Annotated in this window: 22 protein-coding genes and 2 tRNA genes; 11 read left to right on the plus strand and 13 right to left on the minus strand. The window is 52.8% G+C overall.

The genetic code is table 11. The features are described from left to right. The first annotated feature begins 108 nt into the window (after window positions 1-108). A complete protein-coding gene (gene hemH / locus BMX66_RS10160; RefSeq protein WP_090882068.1) occupies window positions 109-1,197 on the plus strand; it encodes a ferrochelatase in 1,089 nt (362 codons plus the stop codon). Between the two features lie 63 nt (window positions 1,198-1,260). Here hemH and BMX66_RS10165 read toward each other — a convergent pair whose 3' ends face one another. From BMX66_RS10165 to queA, 6 genes are all read right to left on the minus strand, one after another. Further along, window positions 1,261-1,932 (minus strand): DedA family protein, encoded by a 672-nt coding sequence (locus BMX66_RS10165; protein ID WP_090881806.1) that lies wholly within the window; start codon window positions 1,930-1,932, stop codon window positions 1,261-1,263. 57 nt (window positions 1,933-1,989) lie between these two features. Continuing rightward, window positions 1,990-2,922, minus strand: a complete 933-nt coding sequence (gene secF / locus BMX66_RS10170; RefSeq protein WP_090881808.1) for a protein translocase subunit SecF — start codon at window positions 2,920-2,922, stop codon at window positions 1,990-1,992. Window positions 2,923-3,019: 97 nt separating this feature from the next. Continuing rightward, the gene (secD, locus tag BMX66_RS10175; RefSeq protein ID WP_090881810.1) at window positions 3,020-4,864 is read right to left on the minus strand and encodes a protein translocase subunit SecD; all 1,845 of its coding nucleotides are present in this window, start codon (window positions 4,862-4,864) and stop codon (window positions 3,020-3,022) included. A 106-nt stretch (window positions 4,865-4,970) separates the two neighbouring features. Next, a complete protein-coding gene (gene yajC, locus BMX66_RS10180; RefSeq protein ID WP_090881812.1) occupies window positions 4,971-5,306 on the minus strand; it encodes a preprotein translocase subunit YajC in 336 nt (111 codons plus the stop codon). 37 nt (window positions 5,307-5,343) lie between these two features. Then, entirely contained in the window at window positions 5,344-6,450 is a 1,107-nt protein-coding gene (gene tgt / locus BMX66_RS10185) for a tRNA guanosine(34) transglycosylase Tgt (protein ID WP_090881814.1), read from the minus strand. Window positions 6,451-6,676: 226 nt separating this feature from the next. Continuing rightward, window positions 6,677-7,729, minus strand: coding sequence for a tRNA preQ1(34) S-adenosylmethionine ribosyltransferase-isomerase QueA (queA, locus tag BMX66_RS10190; protein ID WP_090881816.1), 1,053 nt, complete (start codon window positions 7,727-7,729; stop codon window positions 6,677-6,679). A 100-nt stretch (window positions 7,730-7,829) separates the two neighbouring features. On the opposite strand from queA, the gene BMX66_RS10195 reads away from it, so the two are divergent. Beyond that, a tRNA-Leu gene (locus BMX66_RS10195) sits at window positions 7,830-7,916 on the plus strand. A gap of 73 nt (window positions 7,917-7,989) precedes the next feature. Here the strand turns inward: BMX66_RS10195 and BMX66_RS10200 are convergent. Next, entirely contained in the window at window positions 7,990-8,604 is a 615-nt protein-coding gene (locus tag BMX66_RS10200; protein WP_199679314.1) for a restriction endonuclease, read from the minus strand. Next, entirely contained in the window at window positions 8,561-8,911 is a 351-nt protein-coding gene (locus BMX66_RS15815; protein WP_199679313.1) for a winged helix-turn-helix domain-containing protein, read from the minus strand. The genes BMX66_RS10200 and BMX66_RS15815 overlap by 44 nt, the downstream gene beginning before the upstream one ends. A 1,269-nt stretch (window positions 8,912-10,180) precedes the next feature. Here BMX66_RS15815 and BMX66_RS10205 point away from each other — a divergent pair. Together BMX66_RS10205 and BMX66_RS10215 are read left to right on the plus strand one after the other, a co-directional pair. Further along, window positions 10,181-10,951 carry a Kazal-type serine protease inhibitor domain protein gene (locus tag BMX66_RS10205; RefSeq protein WP_090881818.1) on the plus strand — a complete coding sequence of 257 codons (771 nt, stop codon included), beginning with the start codon at window positions 10,181-10,183 and terminating at the stop codon, window positions 10,949-10,951. Between the two features lie 864 nt (window positions 10,952-11,815). After that, window positions 11,816-13,003: a geranylgeranyl reductase family protein gene (locus BMX66_RS10215; RefSeq protein WP_158593412.1), complete on the plus strand. Its 1,188-nt coding sequence runs from the start codon at window positions 11,816-11,818 to the stop codon at window positions 13,001-13,003. Between the two features lie 50 nt (window positions 13,004-13,053). On the opposite strand, the gene chaB is transcribed toward BMX66_RS10215, so the two are convergent. The 3 genes from chaB to BMX66_RS10230 form a co-directional block, all read right to left on the minus strand. Beyond that, window positions 13,054-13,281: a putative cation transport regulator ChaB gene (chaB, locus tag BMX66_RS10220; RefSeq protein WP_090881825.1), complete on the minus strand. Its 228-nt coding sequence runs from the start codon at window positions 13,279-13,281 to the stop codon at window positions 13,054-13,056. 449 nt (window positions 13,282-13,730) lie between these two features. Continuing rightward, entirely contained in the window at window positions 13,731-14,621 is an 891-nt protein-coding gene (locus BMX66_RS10225; RefSeq protein ID WP_090881826.1) for a hypothetical protein, read from the minus strand. A 183-nt stretch (window positions 14,622-14,804) separates the two neighbouring features. Next, window positions 14,805-14,880 (minus strand) — tRNA-Met (locus tag BMX66_RS10230). A gap of 198 nt (window positions 14,881-15,078) precedes the next feature. Here BMX66_RS10230 and BMX66_RS10235 point away from each other — a divergent pair. After that, window positions 15,079-16,248: a UbiH/UbiF family hydroxylase gene (locus tag BMX66_RS10235; RefSeq protein ID WP_090881828.1), complete on the plus strand. Its 1,170-nt coding sequence runs from the start codon at window positions 15,079-15,081 to the stop codon at window positions 16,246-16,248. Between the two features lie 98 nt (window positions 16,249-16,346). Next, window positions 16,347-17,060, plus strand: coding sequence for a DsbC family protein (locus tag BMX66_RS10240; protein WP_090881830.1), 714 nt, complete (start codon window positions 16,347-16,349; stop codon window positions 17,058-17,060). Window positions 17,061-17,123: 63 nt separating this feature from the next. Here the strand turns inward: BMX66_RS10240 and BMX66_RS10245 are convergent, their stop codons facing one another. Continuing rightward, window positions 17,124-18,317, minus strand: a complete 1,194-nt coding sequence (locus BMX66_RS10245) for a murein transglycosylase A (protein WP_090881832.1) — start codon at window positions 18,315-18,317, stop codon at window positions 17,124-17,126. A gap of 39 nt (window positions 18,318-18,356) precedes the next feature. Here BMX66_RS10245 and BMX66_RS15675 point away from each other — a divergent pair, with 39 nt between their 5' ends. Together BMX66_RS15675 and gdhA are read left to right on the plus strand one after the other, a co-directional pair. Next, window positions 18,357-18,527 carry a hypothetical protein gene (locus BMX66_RS15675; RefSeq protein WP_158593411.1) on the plus strand — a complete coding sequence of 57 codons (171 nt, stop codon included), beginning with the start codon at window positions 18,357-18,359 and terminating at the stop codon, window positions 18,525-18,527. A 224-nt stretch (window positions 18,528-18,751) separates the two neighbouring features. Further along, window positions 18,752-20,095 (plus strand): NADP-specific glutamate dehydrogenase, encoded by a 1,344-nt coding sequence (gene gdhA, locus BMX66_RS10250; RefSeq protein ID WP_090881834.1) that lies wholly within the window; start codon window positions 18,752-18,754, stop codon window positions 20,093-20,095. A gap of 34 nt (window positions 20,096-20,129) precedes the next feature. Here gdhA and BMX66_RS10255 read toward each other — a convergent pair whose 3' ends face one another. Further along, entirely contained in the window at window positions 20,130-21,494 is a 1,365-nt protein-coding gene (locus BMX66_RS10255; protein ID WP_090881836.1) for an NAD-dependent succinate-semialdehyde dehydrogenase, read from the minus strand. A 114-nt stretch (window positions 21,495-21,608) separates the two neighbouring features. On the opposite strand from BMX66_RS10255, the gene BMX66_RS10260 reads away from it, so the two are divergent. From BMX66_RS10260 to BMX66_RS10270, 3 genes are read left to right on the plus strand one after another with little or no spacing between them, the layout of a single operon-like run. Further along, window positions 21,609-23,555, plus strand: a complete 1,947-nt coding sequence (locus BMX66_RS10260) for a lytic transglycosylase domain-containing protein (protein WP_090881838.1) — start codon at window positions 21,609-21,611, stop codon at window positions 23,553-23,555. Window positions 23,556-23,559: 4 nt separating this feature from the next. Further along, window positions 23,560-24,501, plus strand: a complete 942-nt coding sequence (locus tag BMX66_RS10265; RefSeq protein ID WP_090881840.1) for a complex I NDUFA9 subunit family protein — start codon at window positions 23,560-23,562, stop codon at window positions 24,499-24,501. Window positions 24,502-24,530: 29 nt separating this feature from the next. Next, on the plus strand, window positions 24,531-25,763 hold the full coding sequence (locus BMX66_RS10270; protein WP_090881842.1) for a multifunctional CCA addition/repair protein: 1,233 nt from the start codon (window positions 24,531-24,533) through the stop codon (window positions 25,761-25,763). The last annotated feature ends 7 nt before the right edge of the window (window positions 25,764-25,770 follow it).

Genomic DNA, 25,770 nt, shown 5'->3' on the forward strand with positions numbered 1-25,770 from the left:
AGGGATTGGGAATACGGCCAGGAGAGGTGAAAATACACATGTGGCACGGCGGCACAGAAGACGAAGCCAGTGTACTTGTCGTTTTCCAGAGGGAACTGAAATAACTTGATCTCCTCCGAACCGGCTTACCGACACGGTACGCAAAGCCAGACAGGCATTTTGCTGGTTAACCTGGGCACGCCTGATGCGCCAACGGCCCAGGCGCTGCGGCCTTATCTGAAAGAATTTCTGAGCAATAGGCGAGTGATCGAGATTTCGCCGTGGGTGTGGTGGCCGATTCTGAACGGCATCATTCTGAATACCCGGCCGAAAAAATCTGCGGAAAAGTACGCGCAGATCTGGACGCCGGAGGGTTCCCCGCTGAAAGTCCATACCGCGCGTCAGACCCAGCTACTGAGAGATGTCCTGGCAGAACGCGTTCAACCTGCGCCCCCGATGGTGGAATACGCCATGAGCATCGGCAATCCTTCCATCGCCGAGGTACTGTGGGAAATGAAAAACCGTGGTTGCGAGCGCATTCTGGTGCTGCCGCTCTACCCGCAGTACGCCGCCAGCAGCACTGCGGCGGCATTCGACGGGGTATTTGCGCAACTGGGCAAGATGCGCAACACTCCCGCCATACGCACCGTGAAGCACTATCATGACCATCCCGGCTATATTGCCGCTCTGGCACAAAATGTACGCGATTACTGGGCTAAAAACGGTCGCCCCGACAGGCTGGTGATGAGTTTTCACGGCGTACCGCGCGTTAACCTGGATAAAGGCGATCCTTATCATTGCGAATGTCAGAAAACCGGCCGGCTGCTGGCCGAGGCGCTGGAACTGAACGCAAGCGAGTACCAGATTTGTTTTCAATCCCGGTTCGGACGGGCTGAATGGCTTAATCCGTACACTGCGGTTACGCTGGAGCAGCTCGGCAAGGCAAATACCCGGAGGATCGACGTCGTCTGTCCCGGTTTTGTTTCCGATTGCCTCGAAACCCTGGAAGAAATCGCCATGGAAGGCAAAGCTATTTTCATCCAGGCCGGGGGTCAGGAGTTTCATTACGTCCCCTGCCTCAATGAGCGCGACGACTGGATACAGGCCTTGGCCGATATCGCTCTCAGCAATTTACAAGGATGGCTGGGAGCGGAGCATTCGGACGAGAACAAGGCCGGATCGCGGGAGCGGGCGCTAGGGCTGGGGGCCCGGGACTAGCCAGGACTAGCCAAGGACCAGGCAGGGTAAAAAACTACGTTCGATCTGTTCGATTCGCTACGGCTATGGCCCTTTCATCGGCGCCTGCGATGCCCCGCGATTTCCAAGCCAATTCCGCACAAATTGAATAATGCCCGGAAGAATGGAAATGATGATTATGCCGAAAATGAAATAGGTAAGATTGTTTTTCACCACCGGCACGTTGCCAAAGAAAAATCCGCCGAATACAAAAAAGCTGATCCAGAAAACGCTGCCAAACGCGCTGTAAGCCAGGAAATAAGGGTAGACCATGCGGCCAATACCGGCAACGAAGGGCGCAAAGGTGCGAATAATGGGGAGAAAGCGGGCAAAGATGATTGTTTTTCCGCCATGCCTCGCATAAAACTGGTTGGTTTTTTCAAGATGAGCGCGATTCAATAAAGGCGAGTCTGTCCGAGTGAACATTCTGGGCCCGAAATATCGCCCGATCCAGTAATTGGTATTGTCGCCGCAAACTGCAGCAAACATGAGCAACACCGCCAGCAACTGAACATCCATTGCGCCGGTGGCGGCTATCGCACCCGCCACGAACAGCAATGAATCTCCCGGCAGGAACGGCATCACCACTAGCCCGGTCTCACAGAAAATGATCAAAAACAGAATGAGATAAACCCAGGTGCCGTAATTCTGAACCAGCCAGATGAGATGCTGATCAAGGTGCAGAATGATATCGATGAATGTGGTGAGAAGTTCCAAAACAAACCTTAAAGAGGGCGAGGGGGAAGCTGTTTAACCTAAATTCGGGTGGGAAAATCAGGGCACTATTTCCGCTGCTTCCTTCTTTTCAGGTTTCACAATATCCTCGCGCGAAACTCCCAGCAACATGAGAAGGGGGCTTGCCACCAGCACGGAGGAATAAATACCGAAAAGGATGCCGATAGTAAGCGCGAGTGCAAAGTAATGCAGTGCCTCGCCGCCGAAAAGCAGCATGGAAACCACGACCATCTGGGTGCTGCCATGGGTGATGATGGTACGCGACATGGTGCGGGTAATTGCGTTGTTTATGACCTGGTCGACCGAGGCCTTGCGCATTTTGCGGAAATTTTCCCGTATCCGGTCGAACACAACCACCGATTCGTTTACCGAATAGCCAAGGATTGCGAGTATCGCAGCCAGCACGGTAAGTGAAAATTCCCACTGAAAGAACGCAAAGAAGCCGAGAATGATCACTACGTCATGCAAGTTGGCAATGATACCGGAGACGCCGAATTTCCACTCGAAGCGCACCGCCAGATAAGCAACAATGCCAAGCGATACGATCAGTAGCGCCAACGCGCCGTTTTCCACCAATTCCTTGCCTACTTGCGGCCCGACAAACTCTACCCTCCGCGTCTCCACCGTTTTGTCTTCCTGACTCAGCGCTGCCATCACCGTCTCCGATAACCTGGCGCTGGATGTGTCCGGCTTGGCCGGGAGCCGTATCATCACATCCCTCGATGTCCCGAAGTTCTGCACGCTTGCATCCGGCATGCCCAGTTTGATGAGTGTGTCGCGTATCTTGTTGATATTCGCCGGCTCGGCATAGCTGACTTCCATTACCGTGCCGCCGGTAAAGTCCACCCCTAGGTTCAGTCCCTTGGTGACAAGGAAAAATACCGCGAGGATAAAAGTCAGCAGGGAAATGGTGGTGGTATATTTTCCCCAGCTCATGAAGGGGATGTCGCGCTTGATTCTGAAAAATTCCATGCTGACCCTTTATTTTCTACTTATTTCCTGCTTATGCCGCTTATTTCCTGCTGCCCGCTAATGGAGGCAAACTGGTCCGACTCCGCTAATCCCGACGTCACCGCTTTTCGCTCGCCGGCTTCCATACTTGCCCGATGGGAATACGCTCCAACTTGCGGCGGCTGCCATATATCAGATTGACGACTCCGCGCGAAACCATGACCGCGCTGAATATTGAAGTCATAATACCTAAACACAGCACTACGGCGAATCCCTTCACAGGGCCGCTACCAAACGCAAATAATGCGATACCCGCGATGAGGGTAGTAATATTGGAATCCAATATGGTGCCGAACGCCCGCTCATATCCCGCGTTAATTGCCGCCTGCGGCTGCATGCCCATACGCAATTCATCACGGATACGTTCATTGATCAGCACGTTCGCATCGATTGCCATGCCGAGGGTGAGTGCAATTGCCGCCATCCCCGGCAGCGTCAACGTAGCCTGCAGAATCGAAAGAAGACCTACCAGCAGCAGCAGATTCACGGCCAGCGCCATCACGGAAATAAAGCCAAACACCGTGTAGTAAATGGTCATGAAAACGGCAATCGCGGCAAAACCCCATAGCGTTGAATTAAATCCGCGGGCAATGTTGTCGGCGCCAAGACTGGGGCCCACTGTGCGCTCCTCAACGATGTCCATGGGCGCAGCCAATGCGCCGGCACGAAGTAATAGCGCTACATCGCGGGCTTCCTCCGTGGTCATGCTTCCGCTGATCTGTACCCGGCCCCCACCGATTTCCTCGCGGATCACCGGTGCGGTAATGACCTCGGCCTGATTTTTCTCGATCAGTAGAATTGCCATGCGCTTACCGACATTTTCCTTGGTCAACTGCCGGAATATGCGCGCACCGTTGTTGTCGAGATTTAGATGCACCGCCGGCTGGTTGTTGTTGTCAAAACCGGCCTGAGCGTCATTGATGCGATCGCCCGTCAGCACCACCTGCTTTTTCACCAATATCGGGCCGCCGCCCCGCTCGGTGTAAAGCTCCGCGCCGAAGGGAATCTGCCCGCGCAATGCGGCGCTGATGTCGTGCTCCTCATCCACCATTCGGACCTCCAGCGTTGCGGTACGCCCCAGAATGTCCTTTGCTTTGGCGGTGTCCTGCACGCCCGGCAATTGCACAACCACACGATCGGCGCCCGCCTGCTGAATGATGGGTTCGGCCACCCCGAGTTCGTTGACACGGTTGCGCAGCGTTGTAATGTTTTGCTGTACGGCGGAGTCTTGTATGAGCTTGTGCGCTTCCGGCTTGAGGGTGGCCGTTAAATGAAATTCGCTGCCGACATTGTCTTCGCGTACGTTTAAATCAGCGTAGGTCTTTTTTATTTCGGCTTCGGCCTGGGCGCGTGATTCGGCATTACGAAACTTGACGACGATTTGTGAGCCTCGCTTGTCGAGTCCGGCATAGGGGATCTTTTTCTCCCGCAGGCTGCCGCGTATGTCGGCGCTGAAGCGGTCGAGCGCCTTGGAAATCGCGCCTTTCATGTCGACCTGCAACATGAAATGCACGCCGCCGCGCAGATCAAGCCCAAGATACATCGGCAGCGCGCCGATGCTGGTCAACCACCGGGGAGAGTTGGGAAGGAGATTCAGCGCGACCATGTAGCCGTTGCCGAGCGCCGACTGAAGCGTATCCCTGGCATTGATCTGTGTATCGGTATCGGGAAAGCGCACTTTGATGCCGCCTTCGTCAAGAAACATCCCGTTGGTTGGGAGATTCGCCTTCTTCAGCACATCTTCAACCCGTTGCAAGAGAGCTGTATCGGCCTTGGCCGTTGTGCGCAGCGGGGAAATCTGCACTGCCGGCGATTCGCCAAAAAAATTGGGGAGTGTGTAGATGAGCCCGAGCAGTATCGAAACCGCGATAATCAGGTATTTCCAGGAAGGATAGCGGTTCATGTTTTTGGAGTAGGGAGGCGAGAAAAAAGGGGTATAAGCAAGTTACGAGGGAAGTAGAGATTTTGCCCCGCCCTTCGCGCCTTAGCCTTCATCGGAGGTTCAATTATTATTCTTTCTCGATGCTGTTCAATGTTCCTTTGGGCAGCAGCGTCTGAACGGCTGTCTTTTGCATGATGACTTGCACATTTTCTGCAATCTGGAGTATTACGTAATTGCCGGTAACCTTGACCACGCGTCCCAGTTCGCCGGCTGTGGTTGCCACCTCGTCACCCTTTTGCAGCGCCTCTATCATCATTTTCTGTTCTTTGGCTTTCTTCGCCTGGGGGCGAATCAGCAGGAGGTAGAACACGACGAATATGCCAACCAGCGGCAGCAGGCTCAAAAAATCCGGACTTGCTTGGGCAGGAGCGGCGGCCTGAGCGAACGCTTCACTTATCAACATGGCATTTCTCCGGTGACTGTCTCAAAAAGAGGTGATTTTAGCATGATGCGGCGTGTGCTTGAAAAGCTTGCGCATATTCCTCGAACTGCCCGGTTTCGATGGCGGAACGGATTTCACTCATCAATTGCTGGTAATAATACAGATTATGCAGCGTGTTGAGACGTGCGCCGAGAATCTCACCGATCCGCTGCAAATGATGCAGATAAGCCCGCGTGAAATGGCGGCAGGTATAACAGCCGCACTGCTCATCCGGCGGGGCTGTATCCAGGCGGTACTGGCTGTTGCGCAGTTTGATTATTCCATTGCGCGTGAACAGCCAGCCATTGCGCGCATTGCGCGTTGGAAGCACGCAGTCGAACATGTCTATACCCTGGGACACGGCATTGACAATATCCGCAGGGGTGCCGACACCCATGAGATAGCGCGGCCTCTCCGCGGGTAATTGCGGTGCTACGTGTTTGAGAATGCGCTGCATGTCCGCCTTGGGCTCGCCTACCGACAACCCGCCAATGGCATAACCGTCGAAGCCGATATCCAGCAGGCTGGATAGTGAGCGGTCGCGGAGATTTTCGTGCATTCCACCCTGGACAATGCCGAACAATGCGTTGGAATTTCCCATATCATTATGCGCACGTCTCGACCGTTCCGCCCAGCGCACGCTCAACTCCATGGATTCACGCGTCGCCTCCTCGTCCGCCGGGTAAGGCGTGCACTCGTCGAATATCATTACGATGTCGGAATTGAGCGTGCGCTGGATACGCATTGATTCTTCCGGCGTAAGAAAACAGGCATCGCCGTTCACCGGCGATTTGAACCTGACTCCCTCCTCTTCGATCTTTCTCATAACGCCCAGGCTGAATACCTGGAATCCACCGGAATCGGTGAGGATAGGCCCATCCCAGCCCATGAAACGGTGCAAGCCGCCGTGCGCTTCGATCACCTCAAGACCTGGACGCAGCCATAGATGGAACGTGTTGCCAAGCACGATATGGGCGTTAACCTCCTGCAGCTCCGCGGGCGACATCGTTTTTACCGCGCCATAAGTACCCACCGGCATGAAAGCGGGTGTCTCCACCCCGCCGTGCGCCAAGGTCAAGGTTCCCCGTCGGGCAGGGCCATCGGTGCAGTGCAGCTGGAATTTCATATTACTCAAGCCATTGAATGGAATAGTTTTATAGAATGATATCGATGCACACTTAGCGGTGAACTATTTTACCCAGTGAGAAAATCCTATGAATTCGTCGTTCCGGGCTTGACCCGGAATCCAGTCTAAACCGATGGTGGCGTGCTTTGCGCGCCGCTACATATCGGCTTCCGCCGGTATGACGCTTATACTGCTCGCTCGCCGAATCATTCCAAGGGATTCAGATCTACGATTCCCTTTCGATCAGCATGGCATCGCCATAGCTGAAAAAACGATAGCGCTCCTCTATTGCATGTTGATAAGCCCGGCGGATATTTTCCAGTCCGCCAAACGCCGACACCAGCATCAGCAAGGTTGAGCGCGGCAAATGAAAATTAGTCAGCAAACGCTCCACCACACGAAAACGATAACCTGGCGTGATAAAAATATCTGTTTCGCCATGACCGGTTATTAATTCGTATCCGTCTTCATCAACTCCCTCAATCGCTGTTGCTGCGGCTTCCAGCGCTCGCAGCGACGTCGTACCAACTGCCAGTACTCGCCCCCCGACCGCTTTTGCATGTCTGATTGATTCGACCGTTTCAGCCGGCACGTGGAAAATTTCTCTGTGCATTTTATGATCTGCAATGTTTTCCACCCGCACAGGCTGAAACGTGCCCGATCCTACATGCAGTGTTACGTGGCTGATCACCACGCCTATTCCGCGCAACGTCTCAAGCATAGGCTCGTCGAAATGCAAGCCCGCCGTCGGCGCAGCTACCGCGCCTGTCTGTTTCGCATAAACTGTCTGGTAGCGCGCTTCATCCGCTTGTGTCGCGGTCCGCGAAATGTAAGGCGGCAGCGGGAGATTGCCGTAACGTTCCAGCAAATCGATTACCGTACTGTCGTGATCGAAGCGCAAGGTATAGAAATGGTCCTCGCTATCCAATACCGTCACCTCGATCGCATCAGCGAGAAAAAGCTTCGAACCAGGCTTCGGCGAGTGACTGGCGCGGATAATCGCCATCGCACGATGCGCATCCAGGACGCGCTCCACCATCACCTCGACTTTGCCTCCGCTGTCCTTCACCCCGTACAGACGCGCCTTGATGACGCGCGTGTCGTTGAATACCATTACGTCACCGGCACGTAAATAGCCAGGCAGGTCGGTGAACATCGCGTCTTGCAGCGCGCCCGTCGAACCTTCCAGATGCAGCATGCGGCTGCTGGCGCGCTGCTCGGGTGGAAACTGCGCGATAAGCTCAGGCGGAAGATGGAAATCGAAATCCTGAATTTTCATCGCGGGTATTATACCGACGCGCCGGCAATCCCTTGTGCGAGTTGCCGCGATTCAGGATTTCAGTAATAATGCCCCTCCTGAAAGGAAGTGGCAAAGCGTTGCCGGGATGGCGGAATTGGTAGACGCACGGGACTCAAAATCCCGCGACCGCGAGGTCATGGGGGTTCGATTCCCCCTCCCGGCACCAATCTTAATCATACGTTGTACGCCCAGTCATACTATTTATTTAACAGCCTCTTTGTGGCGGTACCTGGGATTTATTACTCAAAGAAATCCTCATCAATCTTCTTGAGGTACAGCACTTCTTCATCTCTACATCCTATGTTGTAGCGAATCATCAATCGCGTTAACTGGATTCCATCAATAAGTACGATTCGGGAGTGCAGGTCTCGTGCTGTCTGGATTGCAGACCGGCTAAATGCTGAGGTCGTAACGAAAATTCCTTTATGGGCTCTCTTGAGGCTCAAAGCTCCGTAAAAGTCCCGTATTGTTCCCGCTCCAATATTATTACCCTCTCCGTAGCGTTTAGCCTGCAAGTAGACCTGATCCACACCCAGCGGGTCTTGATCAATTACGCCATCAATCCCATCATCGCCACTACGTCCTAATGCTCGGCCAGCTTCTTTAGAAGTACCTCCATATCCCATGGCCAGCAGAAGCGCAACAATTAGTTTTTCAAAAAAAGTGGGATGTGCATTCCGTACTCGATCCAGCAGTTCACTCGCCAGAGTAGCGGTAATCTTGCCGTGTGCATCGCGTAGGGTTTCATCTGGCGTCGAGGGTTCCGTTGTCGGCTCAGTTAGCGCTAATAAAGAGGACGTCGAGTCGGGCTCAGCTTCCCTTGTTCGATTCTTGAAATCTTGAAAAACTCTCAAATTGTTCTAAATATGCATTATTAATCTTTGTGGAGGGGTCGGAAAGCGCTACATGGCCTTTGTCCGTAATTTCAAAGTAGCCTCTACGCGTAATGCTGACCAGCCCTGCCTGCTTCAGATAGCTCTTCGCCCAATTGACACGATTAGTAAATCTCGTCTGTTTGCCGCTTGGAAGAAGCTCGGCTCGCTCTTCGTCCGTTAACTTAAACCTGTCTGCTAGTTTCTCAACAACGTCATTGATTGCACCTTCTCCACTGGAAACGCATTCAAGTATGGGGCGCATCAACATCTGATAATCCGGTATCATTTTTTCCTAGACAAGAGTGAGTTTTCTTAACGCGATTTAATACTTGTGCACAAGTCGCGCCAGATGATATTCGGTGGCAGGGTTACTTGCAAACGAAGCTGTTGTATTCCCCGTGCTTTAATAGTCAAAAGTATCCTGAGAGTCTGGCGGATATGTCAGAGAAAAGGAAGTTTCACGATAGTACTTCTTGGTGCTTGAAGAAATAGAGTCAGCATGGACTAGCCCGGCAGATCGCCGATCGGCTTACCGACACATGAGATGTTGATTAACCGCCAGCAGCTCCGACCAGGTTATTGCTGCGATCCAATCTCTTGATATCGATCAGATAAAAATCGATTTCATCTCCCGAATCTGGACTTCCAATTTCAAAACAAACGGCTCAACTGTGCTAAGATTTGTAAGTCACACCAACCGGATTAATAGAAAGGTCGCTATGTCGCTCGATCTGGACTCAGAGACGATCACGATCAGGTGTCCTCACTGCTCAATTATGTATGAGGAGACAATCTCGCGGCTGAAGTACGAGCCGAAGCTTTCCTGCCCAAGCTGTGATAAATATGTGGGTGTGAATCTTCTGGAACTGTATACCGCGCTTGAGTCAGTTCAAAGTTCCTGTGATGCTCTCCTCCAAAAATTGGCCAACGGACCCAGCGGTAGAAGTCTATCCTGAGCAATAGATACTCAGCAATAACAGGGCGTAATCCGCCATCAGAGGCTGACGTCCTGTGTTGCTGTATTGTTATACCGCCCGCCTTTGACGCGCCCGTACGAATAGCCGAATAACCAGAAATTCCCCATGGCGCTTATCCTGCCGAGCTGAGACACAAGAAAGGCCCCACGCCCACAGGCGCGGTCTAGCGCCATCCTAGTGACCGCGTAAGAAGCAGCGCCTGTCCGGGAATTGTGATCTGTTACTTGCTGAATCGCCGTATCAGCCCGAAATACCTTGCTGCCGTTTTTCCCGTCTGCTTCCCTGCTGCCTTTTCCCCACCTGCTTCTCCTGCTACCACCCTCATTAATTCAGCGAAATATTCTCGTCTTTTATTCGCCATTCAGTGCGATAAAGTCACGTAGCGTTTTGAAATTCTGGAAATAAACTTGACTATAAAGTAATCGCTGCTATGAATAAATCTCGGAATCCAGTTGCTATTCCCGTTCGGGGATGACGATAGGTCGAATGATGCACATAAGACCTGTCATGGCGTCGACATTTGACGGAATTGCCGAGATTGATTCGTACCAAATTCAAACAAAAAGGAGGTCGTTATCATGAAACAGTTGCGCGCGATCGGGGTCTTTTCCGCACTGGTGGGTTTATGGGGTTTGCTTGGCCCCACCGGTATTATTCCGGCATCCCAGGCAGAGCCGTTGAAACCTTCCAAGACAATCAAAACGGAATACCAATATTCCGCCAAAGTCGCTTGTTCGCTGCTGTTGCCTCATCAGGACGGCACTTTGGCGCGCGGCACTTACCGCACAACGGTCAACATACATAATCCCACCGATAAAAAAATCACCGTCGCCGCCAAGGTGGCGCTTGCGACACAGTTTGGCTCCGAGCCCGGACCGTTCGGCGTGACGCCATTCAAGGAAGCGGTTATACAGCCGGATGGGGCGGTCGGCGTAAATTGTTTTGATATTGCTGGCTACTTTTGCCCGATCGATGGAGTTTGCGTAGATTTCGCGTTTCTTGAGGGATTTCTGGTTGTGAAAAGCCCGGTACCGCTGGATGTTGTCGGCGTTTATACCGCTCGGCATACGGACGGAGATGTGGAATCCATAGATGTAGAAGCGATAGAGCCGCGGAAGCTAAAGGAGACAGTCAAGATTGGCGCCGAAGAACCCTCCAAACCGGGAGGCAAGCGCGTCGATTATCCGCCCAAGGGAAGCTCCGCGTATGGCGATAAAGGACCTAAACAAATGTGTGGCGGAATCGCCGGATTTCCCTGCCCCGAGGGCAAGAAGTGCGTGGATGACCCGTCGGACAATTGCGATCCTGACCGTGGTGGAGCCGACTGCAGCGGTATCTGTGTGAAATAGCGTACGACGAATGTTAAAAGGAATTTTTTGAGGAGCGGCGGGAAGTGGTAAAAAGTCTAGCAGGGTGCTTTGATCGCTGGATTGATGCCCGCTCTCCGGGCGCTTACATACTTATTTTTAAGTTCCGATTCCTGCCGAGGGGGTGCCAAACCACTTTGACCCCTTCGGGCTCCTTCATGAGCCTTTTCATAATTTTGAAGTTCCTTTGCGGCCTTTTTCATCCGCTGAAAAAGACATCCTCGGATTCGGAATTGAGATGGCCGCGGATGAAAGCAGGGAAGAAAATCTCTTTCGAATTTATCGGCAGTGGGACCTGCCTATCCATCTCCAGGCTAGCTTCCAGGCTAGAAAGTAAGTCATCCAACTGATCGTCACATGACGGATCACAACTCAAGCCGAACATGTCTATTAAATTTGATTTCATTATCTGCTTTCTTACTATTGTTAAGGTATTTATAGAGATCGATAACAGGCGGCCAACGAACCTCCAGCAATTGGAACGTTATGACGAGCCAATCGGTGAGGGTGCATTTGTTTACAACTAAATGATCGCAGCACTGAGTTAATGCTCTCACTTCCCAATGACGTGTTCTGTGCGGTACTCCACAGACAAAGGGCGTTAAACTTGATCAGTATGAGGCAGCGTTAGATGCTATTGATCCGATGAGCAATAGCGTAGGTGGGTCGCCGAAGCCGGTATGCAGTAGCGTTATGCCCCTACTCTTGGCCTGGATTTCCGGTTCAGCGCCGGAATGAAGAAGTTTCATAATGTTTGTTCGGCGGTTGGGAGCCATATCAAGAAACATTTATCTTGACCGCTTGAGCCTCTTTGGACGCACCGCGTCAAAAAACTTGGGACATACAATGCGGGATGTCTACGACGCCATTATCATTGGTGCGGGTCCCGCAGGTTGCGCGGCGGCCCGCACTTTAGCCAAAGCCGGTCTTTCTGTTGGCTTGTTCGATAAAGCCAGTTTCCCGCGTGACAAAACCTGCGGCGATGCCTTGATTCCTGATGCGTATCATGCCCTGGAAAAACTCGGTCTGATCGAGCGTGTCCTCGATATATCTTGTCCCCTCCACGGGATGCGCCTGTTTGGTTTCGATGGCAGTGACGTCTTGGTCAGAGCTGATAGCGCGTGTGTGCCGCGGCTGAAATTGGATGAGTTATTGTTAAACAGCGCCATTGAAGCCGGTATCGAGTTTTTACCCGGTCACGAGTTCGTCGGACTTTTTGATGAGGATGAGAAAATTTATCGTACCGAATTCTATAGGGGCGGTAGTGTTGTCACTGCACGAGCGCGTTGGGTATTGCTGGCAACCGGTGCCAGTGTCGAGCCGATCCAGCGGGCGGGCTTATTGCTGCGAGCCGAATGTAGAAGCTTTGCGGTTCGCCAGTATGTGCGCAACGAGCGTTTAGCAAAAGATTTTAACGAACTGGTATTTGCCTTCGACCCCGCGGTAAAAGGCGGCTACGGCTGGATTTTTCCCGGTCCGGATGCAATTTTCAATATCGGCGTGGGATTCTTCGGCTCTGCGCACAAATACAATAATCCACGCCGGAGCTACGAAAAATTTGTCGCCAAACATCCCCTTGCTCAAAACCTGATGCGCGATGGTGAAATCATGAGTCCTCTCAAGGGCGCACCGCTTCGCACCGGTTTGTCCGGCACCCGCTTTGCGCGTGGCGGTTTACTCGGCATAGGAGAATGCATCGGTGCAACGTTTCCTCTTACCGGCGAGGGAATTGGTAAAGCAATGGAAACCGGCATTCTTGCGGCAGAGGCAATCATTGCGGAATACGATCCGGGTCGCGCCGCGGTGGCGCAAGCGTATACAGATAGCATGAAAGCGCTGCAGCCCAAGTTTGAAGTCTACCGAAAAGCAGAGTTCTTGTTTAACTGGCCGTACCTGACCAATAAGCTGGTAGCGCACGCAATCAAAAGCGAATCTACGCGAGGTAAAGTGGAAGGGCTGTTTAACGAAACGTCCGACCCCGGCTTCTTGTTAACGCTGTCGGGATGGATGAGAATGTTGTTCGCTAATCGCTAACGAAGCGATAACGAAGGGGCCGATGGCCCGTTTTCCTTGACTTGAGAATGTTATGACTTCTTGCGCCATTCATCACCACTTTTCTCATATTCCTTTTTTACCGCCGCCCAGGCTACTTTGTGCGCCGTCTCTTCGCGTGAGGCATGGCCTCTGCGATCATCCGGATCCTTATATTCATCCCAGGCATTATTGAAAGCCGCCCGGTATATCTCCCTGGCGTGCTTCGGCAATACATTTTTGACGTTTTCAGGAAGTTCTTCTATTGTGTCGTACGGCATGACGTTTCTCCTGGACCGCAGGTGGATGGGACGGAATAAGCAAGCACAGAGCGTTTTTTGCAAGGCAAAACCAAAAAGGGCGATAAATTCAATATAGCAGACTTGCCTCAGGATGCCATTGAGCGCCTCAATTCCGGGTCGGTGAAAGCTTGTTTTGCTGGGGAACGGGGAGCGCAGCCCTGAAGCCGGCCGTGTATGCGGCATTACAATTGAGCTATGCAATTAGGCTAGGCAGTTGAGTTATGGTAGCGAATCCCGGATTCGAACCGTGAAGACCAACGGATTATGATTCCGAGTCAATCAATATTTCATAACAAGAGAGACAACACATTATAGCAGTAAGATCAAAGACTTATTAGTAGCTCCGATTTAATCGCTTAGCACTTGATACGCTCTTAGGTAATTAAAAGCTTAATTTGATATGTTGTCGCCAGATGTTGATATATGAGCTACTCAGGAGCCGTCCAGTTATTCAAACTAAACACGTGATTCAAGCGATTAGCTGCGGAAACCAAAGCTTCTTCTATCATCTTAGTTTCGCCCAAATAGTCATGCGCATATGTGCTTTTACATAAGTGTTTGAACATCCCTTTAAATAGCTTTGAATCTGGATTTTGAAGATCCGCTAACGATGCCTGATTGATATCGTCACCTAAGTAACCTTTGATGAACTCTATCAATTCGTTTTCTGTTTTGAGCGCGTTATTAATTGCCCATTGCGTCCGCGTTTCATTCGCTATATGTCTATGCAGGGCGGACCCGATAAAGGGAGAAACACTGACACTTGTCGGTGCTGCCACCGTTCTTCGTAACGCCCGGATATCTGTACGAAGTTCCGAAATCGCCTCTAAAAGATAGTCGTCTTTCCCTACCTTTTTTTCCTCGATATTTGCGACAATAAATTGACCAAAGTGCTTCAAAAAAGTCGTATATTCTGGATGCTTCGAGGCTTCAAAAGTCGCAATTACTTTGTCTCTTAATTTGGTTTGAAAGTCCTGTATTGCTCGATGGTTTAGTTCTACGGGATACTCAAGATGCTCGATAGGAGCAGTATCAAATGAATAATTCGTCCTGTTGTCTTTGATGATAATCGCTGGTTTATCAAAGGCTAACCTCATGCCTAACTCAAACATCACGTTTGGGTTCTTTGCACTAACGTCGCATATCACAATTTCATTATCGTAAATGTTTTGTACGATTCGCTTTTGGATAACGCCTATTTCATCCGAGTTGCTTACCAGTTCCACGTTAAATCTAGTTTCTGAAAGCGCCTCCTTTATGATTAGAAAAACTTCGTCCCAATGACTTGCCGGGTATCCGTCAATTGCCGAAATAGGCATGACTATTCCACATCTCATTTTCTTCTGATTTATGCTCGACATTGAAAGATGTTTTAAAACGAAGGTATTTACAAGGCGGAAAGTCGAGCCGAAGGCAAGGCGCTAAAGCACCGAGGAAGTTGGATTCCTATCAATGCGACCTAGTAGTACGTTTTCAAGGGAATGTGACCGTAAGTTATTCTTTGGTAGCGAATCCCAGATTCGAACTGGGGACCAACGGATTATGATTCCGCTGCTCTAACCACTGAGCTAATTCGCCACATGTTATATCGGAGGGGTTGCAATTGTGCCCTTGCAAGGTCACTCTGTCAAGATTTACAAGGGCTTGGGCGGCGTATCCTCATGATCTGCAAGAGAATCCATGACTCGCGCCACCTTCAGAAACCAAATCGGTGTGACATCTCGAGGTCGAGGCGCAACCTCCCCCATCGATTGAAACGGTCTGTATAATGCCTTGATGAAATTCGATGTCTGTATTATTGGCGGCGGACTTGTGGGTGCAAGCCTGGCGCTTGCTCTCAAAGGCAGCGGCCTCAAGATCGCGCTGGTCGAGTCGCGCTTGCCTGCTCCGCTTCCTGCCGATGATAGCTGGGACAGCAGAATTTATGCCATTAGCCCAGGCAGTGCCGGTTTTCTGCAAAACCTGGGAGTGTGGAAGGCGCTCGACGAAGCTCGCATTACTCCGGTTTACAACATGGCAGTGTTTGGCGACGACAGCGCCGCACGGATTGATTTCAGCGCTTATGATATCGGGGTCTCCGAACTGGCGTTCATTGTTGAGAACCGCCAGCTCCAAACCGCTGTGTGGGACGCCTTGAAGCGTCAGAAAAAGTACGTCAAGATTTTCTGTCCCGCGCAATGCGCCTCGGTAACCTGGGCTGAATCTCACGTCGATTTACATCTGGATGATGGAACCGTATTGGAGGCGGCACTGATTGTGGGTGCCGATGGCCTGAATTCCTGGGTACGCGAGCAGGCCAAAATTGAGGTGGTGCGTCATTCTTATCAGCAGACGGGCGTGGTGGCTAATTTCAATACCGAGCGGAGTCACAGAAATGTCGCCCACCAATGGTTCCGTCGGGATGGGGTGCTCGCACTGCTGCCATTGCCGGACAAGCTGGTATCCATGGTGTGGTCGGCAAAGGAAGAGCGTGCGCGGGCGCTGCTCGATTTATCTGAAACGGAATTGTGCCACGAGGTCACGATTGCATCTTACCGCGCCTTGGGCGAGTTGCAACTGGTTACCCGGCCCGCCGCTTTTCCGCTGAGTTTCGTACATGTAAAGAAACTTGTACAACCGCGTCTTGCCCTTATCGGCGATGCTGCCCATGGCATCCACCCCCTGGCCGGACAAGGCGTCAACCTGGGTTTGCGGGATGCGCAGGAGCTGGCTTCCACTATCCTTGCGCGCGGCTTGCAGCCGGATTGTGGCGATTACCTGTTGCTGCGCCGTTATGAGCGGGCACGCAAGGAAGATATTCTGGCCCTGGAACTGGTTACTGATGGTTTACAGAAGTTGTTCGACAATACTAATCCAACGCTTGTTCGCTTGCGTAATGTGGGTTTGGGGCTCACGAACCGGCTGCCCCTCATAAAAGACCATTTGATGCAGCATGCGCTAAGCTGAGGCCAACCAGGACTCCGTGATAAGGACATAACGATAGGCAGTTGATCAGCAACAATCAAGCGCGACAAAAATCTTACTTAAACCGGAGCCATACGATCATGCGTTTAAATCTCATTTTCCCCGCTTTATTACTGTGCTTTGTTTTCGGAACGGCTTCTGCTGATGAGGCGTCCTTGAAAAAAGCGCTCCAGGCAAGTTTTCCGGGGGAGAAAATCGAAAGCCTGAAAAAAACCCCTTATCTCGGGCTATACGAAGCAGTAGTGGGTGGAGAATTGTTTTATACCGATGAAAAGGCATCCTATCTTTTCTTCGGGCATGTGATTGACCCGAAAACGAAGGAAAGCCTGACCAGCCAGCGCTTGCAGGAGGTCAAGGATGCAAGGCGGATAGATATTGACTCTCTTCCTCTGGAACACGCGATTAAGGCGACCAAGGGTAATGGAAAGCGCAAACTCGTGGTTTTTTCCGATCCAAATTGCCCCTATTGCAAGCGTCTTGAAAAGGAATTGGCTAACGTTACCAACGTGACCGTCTATACTCTGCTCTATCCGGTGCTTAATGGCTCGGTTCCTACCGCCACAGCGATTTGGTGTTCTCCTGACCGGCTCAAGGCCTGGGAGGGTTTCATGCTTAAAGATGTTGCCCCAACTGGAAAAACCTGCGATACACCGATCGACACGCTCCTCAAGGCAGGACAGCAAAACGGCATAAGCGGTACCCCGACTTTGATCTTTGCAGATGGCTCGGTAGCGCCGGGGATGATTCCGGCTGAAACCATAGAAAAGAGACTGAATGCGGCGTCGGCAAAATGACAACTGTTGGACGCGGGATTGAATCAGGCGGCTCCAGTTTCTGAATATCCGTTTCCCAATATCCTAACGAATCTGAGCTTCCCGTATGTAGCTCTGGGATACGTAGCCAGTAGGCATCAACACCCACATTTTGCCTGTCTGTCTCATCTTCCCCGCCTGGTCCGCTGCTTCCCGGCCAAAGCCCCAGAAGAAATCGGCGCGAACATTGCCCTTGATGGCTCCACCGGTATCCTGAGCCACCATTAGCCGATAAAGCTGCTTGTCGGTATTGGGCCAGGTGGTGGCAAGAAAAACCGGCGCGCCCTGGGGTACCGCGCGAGGATCAACCGCCAGGCTTCTGCCCGCTGTCAGCGGTACGCCGAGCGAGCCTAACGGTCCCGGCACGGCGGCAGGCAACTCACGGAAAAAAACGAAGCTTGAATTTTGCCGCAATAGCTCGCCCAATTTGTGCGGATTTCTCTGGCCCCAGGCCTTGATTCCCTGCATTGAAGCCTTTTCCAAAGGCAATTCGCCGCGCTCCACCAGCAATTTTCCTATGGATTTATAGGGATGGCCGTTTTGTTCGGAGTAGCCTACCCGCACGATTTCGCCATTCTCGAGTTCCACGCGGCCCGATCCCTGGATTTGCAGAAAAAACAACTCAACCTCATCGTCCACCCACAGAAGTTCCTTTCCCTGTAGCCGTGAAGGATTACTCGTTATATCAGACCGGCTATAATAGGGCACTACTTTACGTCCCTGCAACCGTCCGCGCAGCCGCATGTTTTTGAGTTCCGGATAAACTTCGCTCAAATCGACCACGAGGAGTTCATCGGGTGTGGCATATAGCGGATAGCGGTATCGCCTGGATTGCGTGCGACTACCCTTGAGCAGGGGCTCATAATAGCCTGTGATCAGACCATCACCGCTACCATCGGAATTCAGCAACTGGTGTGGAACAAAATGGCTCTCGAAGAATTGACGCAGGGTGGCGCCGGTTTGTCCCCGCATGGAGTCGGCCTGAGTACAGGTTTCCTGCCAGAGCGGCTGATTTTTCAAAACCGAGCAGCTTCGAAGGAATGTATCCAGTGCCGGGGGTAAATCGTTGTCGGTCCAGCCCGTCAGCGCATCCCAATCGGTCGGTTTGAGTACGGGTGCGGAGGGCGGCGCGGCCGGCTTTTCTGAAGCCACGCGCGGGGTGGGCACTATCGTACAGGCGTTGAGCAATAGCAGCAATATGAACGCGACAACAGCTAGGGGCGCTAATTGGTCTTTCATCGGATTATGGGTTAAAGTTGCATTTGGTAAATATACATCATGGTTGATCCTATGTGGATATTACTGCTGGAAGCAGGTGTAGCTCTATCGTTATTTATTCTCGTTATCTGGTGGACAGCCAAGCCGCGTAAAAAAGATGACGGAAATGACGTGCATGACGCAAAGGATGTAACTGGCGAAGATGACGGAAATGGTGACAAAAAAGAATAAGGATGCTCGCAGAAGCAACTGGGCATCACCCGCTGCGAGCTGTGAAACCGGTACAGACAGGCTAGGGGCACGTTGAGGGCACGCAGAGATTTTACCAAAGGAGATCGAATATCCCTGTAACAGCTTCCGCATCCAATCACGAAATATAAATACAGTGCGATTCCGCAAGTTATTTGGCAGAATACTCGCCTTGGGAGAATGGTTTGTTACAAGGGGCAATAACAATGAAGTATCAAAGTTTTCAGGAATTCTGCGCTTACATAGCGGAGCGTAACCCGGGTCAGCCCGAGTATCTGCAAGCCACTGCTGAGGTCATGGAGAGTCTCTGGCCTTTTATCACGGAACACCCTCGTTACGCCGAACATGGAATTCTGGATCGTCTTATAGAGCCGGAGCGGATCATCATTTTCCGGGTATCTTGGGTGAATGATCAAGGGGAGGTGAATGTCAACCGCGGTTACCGGATACAGCACAGCTCTTCCATTGGCCCTTATAAGGGGGGCACACGCTTTCATCCGTCCGTAAATCTCTCCATCCTGAAATTTCTCGCGTTCGAGCAAACTTTCAAGAATGCGCTCACTTCCCTTCCCATGGGCGGAGGCAAAGGCGGGTCGGATTTCGACCCAAAGCACCGGAGCCCGGGGGAGATAATGCGTTTCTGCCAGGCTTATATGTGCGAACTCTTCCGCCATATAGGTTCGGATGTCGATGTGCCGGCGGGCGATATCGGCGTTGGGGGCCGCGAAGTCGGCTTTATGGCCGGCATGATGAAAAAGCTGTCAAACCGCGCTGATTGTGTTTTTACCGGCAAGGGATTGAGTTTTGGCGGGTCTCTGATCCGTCCGGAAGCGACCGGCTACGGAACCGTATATTTCGCTGAGGAAATGCTCAAGCAATCCGGCCGTTCACTCGACGGTCTGCGGGTTTCCGTCTCGGGTTCGGGGAATGTCGCGCAATATGCCGTGGAAAAAGCCATGGCGCTTGGCGCCAAAGTCATAACCGTATCAGACTCCAGCGGGACAGTGATTGATGAAGACGGCTTTACCGGTGAAAAACTGGCTGAATTGATGGACGTGAAAAATAGCCAGTATGCTCGCATAAGCAGCTACGCCGAGAGAATAAAAGCGACTTTTACCGCTGGCACGCGGCCATGGCATGTACCGGTCGATGTCGCTTTGCCGTGTGCCACACAGAACGAACTGAACGAAGAGGATGCCGCAACGCTGATCAAAAACGGCGTAATCTGCGTCGCGGAAGGGGCCAATATGCCTTCCACAGCCGAGGCGGTGAAATGCTTCGAACGCAGCGGGGTTCTTTTTGCACCGGGTAAAGCAAGTAATGCGGGAGGAGTGGCCACCTCCGGTCTGGAAATGAGCCAGAATGCGATGCGTCTCTCCTGGCCGCGGGATGAGGTGGATGCCAGATTGCTCGAGATCATGCAGGCTATCCATAAATCCTGCTTGCAGTACGGTCAGCGCAAGGATGGCACCATAAGTTATGTCAATGGCGCCAACGTGGCCGGTTTTGTAAAAGTCGCGGACGCAATGATCGGTCAGGGGGTGGTCTGACAGAACCCTTCCGTTCGGGAGGGTTATCGTACGGTTATCGCACCCAGACCGTTTTTATGTTAACGAATTCCCGGATGCCGTGGTACGACAACTCTCTGCCAAAACCGGAAGCCTTGGTACCTCCAAAGGGTAGACGCGGATCGGATCTGACCATACCATTGATAAAGCTGCAACCTGCCTGAATTTTCCCTGCGAGTTTCTCCGCGTGCTCCGAATCACGGCTCCAGATGCTGGAACCAAGACCGAAACGGGTGTCGTTGGCAATGCGAATGGCCTCTTCCTCGTTGGCTGCGCGTATGACGGCAGCCACAGGACCGAATAATTCCTCATGATATGCCCTCGTTTTCGCCGTCACCCGGTCAAGCACGGATGGTGGGTAGAACGCACCTTCCCCATGCACGGGCTTGCAACCAAGAACTGGTTGCGCGCCCTGCGCAATCGAATCGGTAATCTGCTGATGCAAATCTTCCCGCAAATCAAGCCGCGCCATTGGGCCGATCTGGGTTGTTTCGTTCGTCGGGTCCCCCACTTTCAGCCCCGCCGTTTTCTTTATGAACAGAGAAACAAACTCATCAGCAATCTCCTCTACGGGAATGATGCGCTTGGCGGCGATGCAGGACTGTCCGCAGTTCTGAAACCGCGATCGCACCGCAAAATCCGCGGCGAGTTCAAGGTCCGCATCCTTCAATATGATAAAAGCGTCCGATCCACCCAGTTCAAGCACACATTTCTTCAAATGCCGGCCCGCGTGGGACGCGACCTCGCGCCCTGCCGGCTCTGAGCCGGTCAGCGTCACGGCATGGACATGATGACTGGCAATAGCTTCGGCCACATCGGACGCTTCAATTATGAGTGCGGTAAAAAGATGGGGAGGAAAGCCCGCATCCTGGAACAATTGCTCCAGTGCAAGCGCGCATTGCGGTACATTGGACGCGTGTTTCAGAACACAGGCGTTACCCGCCATCAGCGCGGGAGCAGCAAAACGGATGACTTGAAAGAACGGAAAATTCCACGGCATGATACCCAGCACGACGCCGATAGGTTCATAGGAAACGTAACTCTTGCCAGCGTCGGTCTGAACCATTTCCGGCTGCAGAAAATGCTCAGCGTGCACGGCATAATAATCGCATGTAAGCGCGCACTTTTTCGCCTCCCCACGTCCCTCGCGCACAGGTTTACCCATTTCGGCGGCCATTATTCCGGCATAGTCATTGACTCGCTCGTGCAACAGCATGGCGGCACGGTGCATGTGTTCTGCGCGCTGGGCAAATGCCGTTTGCTCCCAGACTTGCTGCGCCTCATGGGCTTGTTTCAATGCCGCCGCAAGATGATGGCTATCCCAACTGGTATAGGTTTTCAGCGTTTTGCTGGTCGCGGGGTTCAGGCTGATATGCGGCATGATGTGCTATTCTTCATACAGAAGTGTCAAATCCGAAAGAAAGGCGCAAGGCCATTTTATAACCATGCGTTCCCACTGGATTTTCCGTTTCAACTACTTAATTTATAGCAGGTTATGAAAACTTTTTTTGCGGGATTATTTTTCGCGATCTACGCCGGAACCCTGGCAGCGGCAAGCCAGGATGACGATTTCATGGCCATGAGGCAAGCGTTCCAGGCGGGGGACTCCGCCCGCGTAGCGGCATATGCACAACGGCTGCGGGGGTACGTGCTGGAACCCTATGCAATCTATTACCAGTTGCGTCCGCAACTTGAGAATACGGATGCAAGTGAGGAAACGGTCAACGCCTTTCTCAAGCGTTATCAGGACAGTCCCTTGAGTGACCGCCTGCAAGGCGAATGGCTGAAAACACTGGGCGAGACACAGCAATGGGATTTATTTGCCGAAGCGTATCCGAATGTAATTAATAAGGATACCGAGCTTATTTGCTATTCCCTTCAACAGCGCCTCGCAGCAAACGATAACAGTGCGTTTGCCGAAGTACGTCCACTCTGGTTCAACGCACGCGACCTGCCGGAAAGCTGCACGCCGTTATTCGATGCACTGGTAACTGCCGGGGTGTTAACGGTGGAAGATGTATGGGCGCGGCTGCGTCTGGCGCTTGAAGCGGGCAGTGTGAGCGTAGCGAAACGCATCAACGAATATCTGCCTGAAAATCAGGCACTCAATGAACGCAGGTTGACCTCCGCTACGGAGAATCCTCTGCGTTATCTGGAAAAACACCGGCGCGAGATTGGAACTCGCGCCGATCGGGAAATCGCCCTTTTCGCGATACTGCGCCTGCTCCGAAGCAGCCCCGATCAAGCCTATGCCTATTGGCCCCGGATACGCGAGCAATTCAGTGAAGCCGAGCACTCATATTTCCTCGTGCAACTGGCGGACCAGGCAGCGCGCCGGCTGAATCCACGCGCATTGGGCTGGTTTATGGAAGCGGCCAGCACCAGTGCGCCCGTTGCGCTATCGGATGCGCAGCTTGGGTGGAAAACCCGCGCTGCGCTACGCGCAGGAGACTGGAATCTGGTGCTGGAAAGCATCGAAGCGATGTCTACCCCCGAACAGCAAACGGGAGTCTGGCGTTACTGGAAAGCGAGAGCCTTGAAATCAAGAGGCAAGACAACGGAAGCGAACGTTATCCTTGCTCCTCTTAGCACAGAGCATAATTTTTACGGCCAACTGGCGGAAGAGGAACTGGGCGTAACCATCGGCACGCCGGCCGAATCGTATAAGCCCTCGAAAAAGGAGATTGCAGCAACCGAGCGGTTGCCTGGAATCAAGCGGGCGCTGGCCTTGTATCGCCTGAATCTGAGAACGGAAGCCACACGCGAATGGGTGTGGGCAATACGCGATTTCGACGACCACCGGCTGCTGGCCGCCGCTGAAGTCGCGCGGCGCCACGGAATCTACGACCGCGCCATCAATACGGCGGAAAAAACGATAAAAGATCACGATTTCAGCCTGCGTTTCCTCGCACCTCACCGCGATGCGATGCGCGATATCCTGAAACAGCAGGAGCTCGACGAAGCATGGGTATACGGCCTGATCCGCCAGGAGAGCCGCTTTATTAGCGATGCCAGATCCAGCGCCGGTGCAATGGGCCTGATGCAACTGATGCCGGGCACGGCAAAATGGGTTTCGAAAAAGATGGGGGTTCGCAAATATCGCCCCGCCCTTGTAACCGAGGTCAACACCAATCTAAAGCTGGGCACCTATTATCTCAAGCATGTTCTGACGTTGTCGGATAATCAGCCGCTGCTGGCTTCTGCCGGCTATAACGCCGGCCCCGGCCGCATGTCGCAATGGCGCGACGAGAAGCAGCCGCTGGAAGGGGCAATTTACGCAGAGACCATTCCTTTCAACGAGACGCGGGATTATGTAAAAAAAGTGCTGAGTAACTCAATGTATTACGCCAGGAGCTTCGGGCATCAAGTAACGGCCCTGAAAAGCCGCCTTGGCATAGTGGCATCAAGGTCGGGGGGCGAAAAATTTTCAGAGGAGAAATAAAGCCATGAAAATCGATAATGTATGCGTTTTTGGCGGCAGCGGATTTGTTGGCGGACATCTCCTGAATCTCCTGACCAACCAGGAAATCTTCCTGCGCGTTCCTACCCGCAATTACGAGCGCTCCAAGGGGCTTCTGGTTATTCCTACCGTGGATCTGGTGGAAGCCAATATATATGACGATGCGGAACTTGACCGGCTGCTGATGGGCATGGATGCAGTCATCAACCTGGTTGGTGTTCTGCATGATGATTTCGCGGCGGCCCATGTTGAATTACCGCGCAAAATTGTGGCAGCATGTAAGCGCAATGGAATAACGCGCATATTGCACATGAGCGCGTTGAATGCCGGCCCCGGCCAGCCCAGCGCCTATTTGCGCTCCAAGGGAGAAGGAGAGGATATCGTGATGACATCCGGCTTGACCGCGACAGTTTTCAGGCCGTCGGTAATATTTGGCCCAGGGGATGCGTCTCTGAGTCTCTTTGCGAAACTGGGGCGGCTGCCGGTATTGCCGCTGGCGTCGCCCGATGCAAAATTCCAGCCGGTATTTGTCGAAGACGTGGTCCGGGCATTTGCCGCAAGCCTGGATGCAACCAGGACTTTTGGCCAGCGTTACGACTTGTGCGGCCCCAAATGCTACAGTCTGCGGCAACTGGTCGAATACGCCGCGCATGTCACAGGACATGACCCTGCCATCATCGGGCTCGGCGATGGCTTATCCCATCTGGAAGCGTTTATGATGGAGTTTCTGCCAGGCAACCTCATGAGCCGGGATAACTATCAGTCAATGAAAGTAGACAGCGTGTGCGGTTGCGAAGCGCAGCCCAACAATCTCCCGGAAGTCTGGGGTATTCGGCCCACTGCGCTGGAAGAAGTGGCGCCCCTGTATCTTGCGCATCAGATGCCGCGTGAGAGGTATGAGCATCTTCGCAATCGAACAGGACGTTAAAGATTCGAGGATTCAAGGATGTGTTCATTATGAAAACCTACCTTGTTGGCGGCTCCGTACGCGACGAGATTCTGGGTCTGCCGGTGACTGACCATGATTATGTAGTGGTGGGATCCACGCCGGATGAAATGGTACGGCTCGGCTATCGTCCGGTGGGAAAGGATTTTCCTGTGTTCCTCCACCCCAAAAGCCAGGAACAATACGCTCTGGCGCGTACCGAGCGCAAGGTCTCGCGCGGGTATAAAGGCTTTGAGGTTTATGCCTCGCCTGACGTTACCTTGCGGGAAGACCTGGCGCGGCGCGACCTCACGATTAATTCCATCGCGAAGGATCAGGATGGCAACATTATCGATCCGTTCGACGGCGTGGCCGATCTCGAAGCAGGTCTGTTGCGTCATATCAGTCCGGCATTTACTGAAGACCCGGTGCGTGTGCTGAGAACAGCCCGTTTTGCCGCGCGCTTCGGTTTTCACATCGCACCCGAAACCCTTGCACTGATGAGCGAAATGGTACACAACGGTGAAGTGGACGCACTGGTACCGGAGCGCGTTTGGCAGGAGTTTGCCCGTGGATTGATGGAGCGGCGGCCTTCCCGCATGTTTTATGCACTGCGCGAGTGCAGTGCGCTCACCCGGGTCATGCCGGAGGTGGATGCTTTGTTCGGTGTACCCCAGCCGCCACAGCATCATCCCGAAGTTGATACCGGCGTGCACGTCATGATGGTCATCGACTATGCCGCGTCTAAAGATTATTCTCTACCGGTACGGTTTGCCGCGCTTACCCACGATCTGGGCAAAGGAACGACGCCCCCGGAGGAATGGCCGCGCCATATTGGCCACGAAGCACGCAGCGTGAAACTGGTCCAGGATTTATGCGAGCGAATCAGGGTTCCTAACGACGCGCGCGATCTGGCGTTACTGGTCGCACGCTATCATGGCGATGTGCATCGCGCGGCCGAACTGCGCCCGGCGACCATCGCCAACATGCTGCAAGGGGTGGATGCCTATCGCAAGCCGGAACGCTTCGAAGAGTTTCTGCAAGCCTGCTCCTGCGATTTCCACGGCCGGCCCGGCTACGCCGAAAGGCCTTATCCTCAGGCGGATCGGTTACGGAAGGCGTTCGGTGCGGCCAGAAGCGTGGATGCAGGCGCAATTGCCGCTGGGTTGGCCAGCGCTGTTTCCGACCCTGCACGCTTGCCAGTCGCAATCAACGCCAGGGTGAGCGAGGCGCGTATCGCTGAAATCAGGAGCCGTCTTTCCTGACCCCGTC

This window comes from Nitrosovibrio sp. Nv6, from assembly GCF_900110495.1.
Taxonomy (GTDB): domain Bacteria; phylum Pseudomonadota; class Gammaproteobacteria; order Burkholderiales; family Nitrosomonadaceae; genus Nitrosospira.